The 3,446-nt window shown below is 60.6% G+C and carries 5 protein-coding genes; all 5 read left to right on the top strand.

Annotated elements, in window-relative coordinates; translation table 11 throughout:
• On the top strand, positions 1-1,102 hold a 1,102-nt coding region (locus WBF74_RS05105), incomplete at its 5' end, for a replication-associated recombination protein A (RefSeq protein ID WP_424436150.1).
• A complete protein-coding gene (gene crcB, locus WBF74_RS05100; RefSeq protein ID WP_424436147.1) occupies positions 1,099-1,482 on the top strand; it encodes a fluoride efflux transporter CrcB in 384 nt (127 codons plus the stop codon). The genes WBF74_RS05105 and crcB, both read left to right, overlap by 4 nt.
• On the top strand, positions 1,479-2,471 hold the full coding sequence (locus WBF74_RS05095) for an RluA family pseudouridine synthase (protein ID WP_424436144.1): 993 nt from the start codon (positions 1,479-1,481) through the stop codon (positions 2,469-2,471). Before crcB ends, WBF74_RS05095 begins: the two co-directional genes overlap by 4 nt.
• Positions 2,468-3,181: an HAD family hydrolase gene (locus WBF74_RS05090; RefSeq protein ID WP_424436141.1), complete on the top strand. Its 714-nt coding sequence runs from the start codon at positions 2,468-2,470 to the stop codon at positions 3,179-3,181. Before WBF74_RS05095 ends, WBF74_RS05090 begins: the two co-directional genes overlap by 4 nt.
• Positions 3,178-3,446, top strand: a 269-nt coding sequence (locus WBF74_RS05085) for an AsmA family protein (RefSeq protein WP_424436138.1), incomplete at its 3' end; no start/stop codon positions are given. The genes WBF74_RS05090 and WBF74_RS05085, both read left to right, overlap by 4 nt.

The raw sequence follows: 3,446 nt of genomic DNA, 5'->3' as shown, positions 1-3,446 counted from the left end.
TGCCCGGTTGCTTGCGGATCGTGTGGGGCTCTTCTTCGAGCCGATGTCGGCGATTTTCTCAGGCGTCGCAGACCTGAAGAAAGTATTTGATGCCGCCCGCGCGCGCCGCGCCACGGGAAAGGGTACGCTGCTCTTTGTGGACGAGATCCACCGCTTCAACCGCACCCAGCAGGATAGCTTTCTTCCCGTCATGGAAGACGGCACGGTGACGCTGGTGGGCGCGACGACCGAGAACCCGTCCTTCGAGCTTAATGCAGCACTCCTTTCGCGCGCACAGGTGATGGTGCTGCATCGGCTGGATGATGCAGCGCTTGAGAAACTGCTGCAGCGTGCCGAGGTTCATTACGGCGAAGCCTTGCCGCTCACGGAAGATGCGCGTGCCTCGCTTCGCGCAATGGCAGATGGTGACGGGCGCTTTGCGCTCAACCTCGCAGAAGAGGTGCAGGCGCTTCGCGGTGCGGAGCCTTTCGATACGGCAGCTCTCATCAGCGCTGTGCAGCGCCGTGCGCCGCTCTATGACAAGGGGCGGGAAGGGCATTACAATCTCATCAGTGCGCTTCACAAATCGATCCGCGGTTCGGATTGCGATGCGGCGCTTTACTATCTCGCACGGATGCTGGTCGGCGGAGAAGACCCGCTTTATATCGCACGGCGTCTTGTGCGTGCGGCGATCGAGGATATCGGTCTTGCCGATCCTGAAGCGGTGCATCAGGCGCTCGCGGCAAAGGAAGTGTTTGATTTCCTTGGCGCGCCGGAAGGGGAACTCGCACTGGCACAGGCGGTGATCTATCTCGCCACTGCGCCGAAATCGAATGCCGCCTATATGGCTTTCAACAAGGCGAAGCGCTCTGCGCGTGACACCGGATCGGTCGCACCGCCTGCTCATATTCTCAATGCGCCCACAAAGCTCATGAAAGAGCTTGGTTACGGCGCAGGCTACGAATATGACCATGATGCGCCGAACGCCTTTTCGGGGCAGGACTATTTCCCGGATGAAGTTGGCCGACAGCAATTCTACCGCCCCGTCGAGCGCGGCTTCGAGCGGGAGATTTCAAAACGCCTCTCTTATTGGGCGAAGCTGCGGGATGAGAGGAACGCATGAACACGCTTCTGGCCGTGGCTCTGGGCGGTGCGATTGGCGCAGGCGCGCGGCACCTCTTCAATCTTCAGGCGCTGCGCCTCTTCGGGCCGAATTTTCCCTGGGGTACGATTGGCGTGAATATCATCGGCTCGCTGCTGATGGGCGTGCTTGCCGGGCTTTTTGCGTTCAAGGTTGATCTATCGCCGGAATGGCGGAGCTTCCTTGCGACTGGCATTCTCGGTGGTTTCACGACTTTCTCGGCTTTCTCGCTCGATGCGGCGAACCTGATGCAGCGCGGCGATATGGGCCTTGCAGTTGCCTATATGGGCGGCTCGACTGCAGCAGGCATCGGTGCGCTTTTTCTTGGTCTCTTTCTTGTGAAGGCGATGTTGTCGGTATGAATGAGGTTGCGCAGATCGCAGTCACGAGTGACGAAGACGGGATCCGTCTGGACCGGTGGTTCAGGCGGCATTTTCCGCTGGTCACGCATGGCCGTCTCGAAAAGCTCTTACGCACGGGCCAGGTGCGTGTGGATGGCGCGCGGGCGAAGGCGAATGTGCGGCTGACACAGGGGCAGTTCGTGCGTGTGCCGCCGCTGGGTGAGGAAGCGGCAAAGCCTGCCCCCAAGGCAGATCGCGGTGTGAGCGAACAGGATGCGGCCTTCGTCCGTTCGCTTGTCATTCACAAGGACAAATCCATCCTTGTGCTGAACAAGCCCGCCGGGCTTGCCGTGCAGGGCGGTACGAAGACGGAGCGTCATATTGACGGGATGCTCGATGCGCTGACTTTCGATGCAGCGGAGCGCCCGCGTCTTGTTCATCGGCTTGATCGCGATACATCTGGCGTTCTCCTTCTTGCGCGCACGGCAAAGGCGGCAGCGGCGCTCGCCCGTTCCTTCAAGGAGCGGGACACGCGAAAGATTTACTGGGCGCTGGTGGTCGGCGTGCCGACGCCACGGCAGGGAACGATTGATCTTGCGCTGACAAAGGAAGGCGGGCCACGCGCCGAACGCGTTTTTGCGGCAGAGAAGGGAGATGAGAATGCGCGAAGCGCCGTCACTCATTTCTCAACCGTTGCCACTGCCTCCTACAAGCTTGCCTGGCTTGCCATGATGCCGCTGACAGGACGCACTCACCAGCTTCGTGCCCATGCTTCCGCGATTGGCACGCCCATTGTGGGTGATGGCAAATATGGCGGCGTGAATGCGCATCCGGGCGGCGAGATTCCCCGGAAACTTCATCTTCACGCACGCTCCATCGACATTGCGCATCCCGATGGCAAACGCTTTTTCATCGAGGCGGAGATGCCGCCGCACATGAAGACGAGCTGGAAGCTGCTTGCCTTTGACGAGCGCGATGCCAGAGATGCGTTTGATGGGCTTGACGCATGAGTACGCCGCTCCGCCTTGTCGTGTTTGATTGCGATGGCACGCTGATCGACAGCCAGCACATGATTGTTGCTGCAATGAACCATGCCTTTGATGCGCACGGGATCGAGCAACTGCCCCGCGAGAAGGTTCTTTCCATTGTTGGTTTGTCGCTTGATGAGGCGATTCATGCGCTGGTGCCGCATGTGGAAGCGGGGCTGCGCCGCCGCGTGACCGAAAGCTACAAGAATGCCTTTTTCGAACTGCGGATGCGTAAGGACTTGACCGAACCGCTTTTCCCCGGTGTCCGGGAAATGCTGGATGAACTTGCCGGGCGGCCGGATACGGTGCTTGGCATTGCCACGGGAAAGTCGCAGCGCGGGCTGCGCCACGCGCTCGAAATGCACGGGCTTCGGGACTATTTCGTGACCCTTCAAACGGCGGATGACGCGCCCTCGAAGCCGCACCCGGAAATGCTGCGCCGCGCCATGCGGGAGACGGGGGTGGACCCTGTCTCAACCGTTCTCATCGGCGATACGAGCTATGACATGGAAATGGCACGGGCTGCGCGCGCCCATGCGCTCGGCGTTGAATGGGGGTATCATGCGCCTGCCCTGTTGAAGGCGTCCGGGGCGCGGGTCGTGCTTGATGATTTCGCCAGCCTTGCTCCGACGCTGAACAGCCTATGGGCGGAAGACGGGTTGGAAGAGGCGGCTGCCAGGGGGGCACCATGAGAAAGCTTCTGCGTTTCGTCATTATTCTGGTCGTGCTTTTGGCGGGCGGGCTTTATGCGCTCACGCTTATCGATCTTGGTCGCTTTGCGCCGCAGATCGAGACGGCAGCGCAGGAGGCAACAGGCCGCACACTGAAGATCGAGGGGCCGCTCCACATCGGCTTCTCGCTGGTGCCGACCGTCGTTGCCGAGACAGTGAGCTTCTCCAATGTCGAATGGGGCACGAAGCCGCTTATGCTTGAGGCGGGGCGCCTTGAACTTCAGGT

The organism is Parvibaculum sp. (genome assembly GCF_049672805.1).
In the GTDB taxonomy this organism is placed as follows: domain Bacteria; phylum Pseudomonadota; class Alphaproteobacteria; order Parvibaculales; family Parvibaculaceae; genus Parvibaculum.
Note: the sequence above shows the minus strand (reverse complement) of the source record. Positions and strands in the feature narration are given on the sequence as shown.

Bases quoted from the DNA above. Each gene is read 5' to 3' on its own strand.
- crcB (WP_424436147.1), top strand. From the start codon at position 1,099: ATGAACACGCTTCTGGCCGTGGCTCTGGGCGGTGCGATTGGCGCAGGC.
- WBF74_RS05090 (WP_424436141.1), top strand. From the start codon at position 2,468: ATGAGTACGCCGCTCCGCCTTGTCGTGTTTGATTGCGATGGCACGCTG.
- WBF74_RS05095 (WP_424436144.1), top strand. From the start codon at position 1,479: ATGAATGAGGTTGCGCAGATCGCAGTCACGAGTGACGAAGACGGGATC.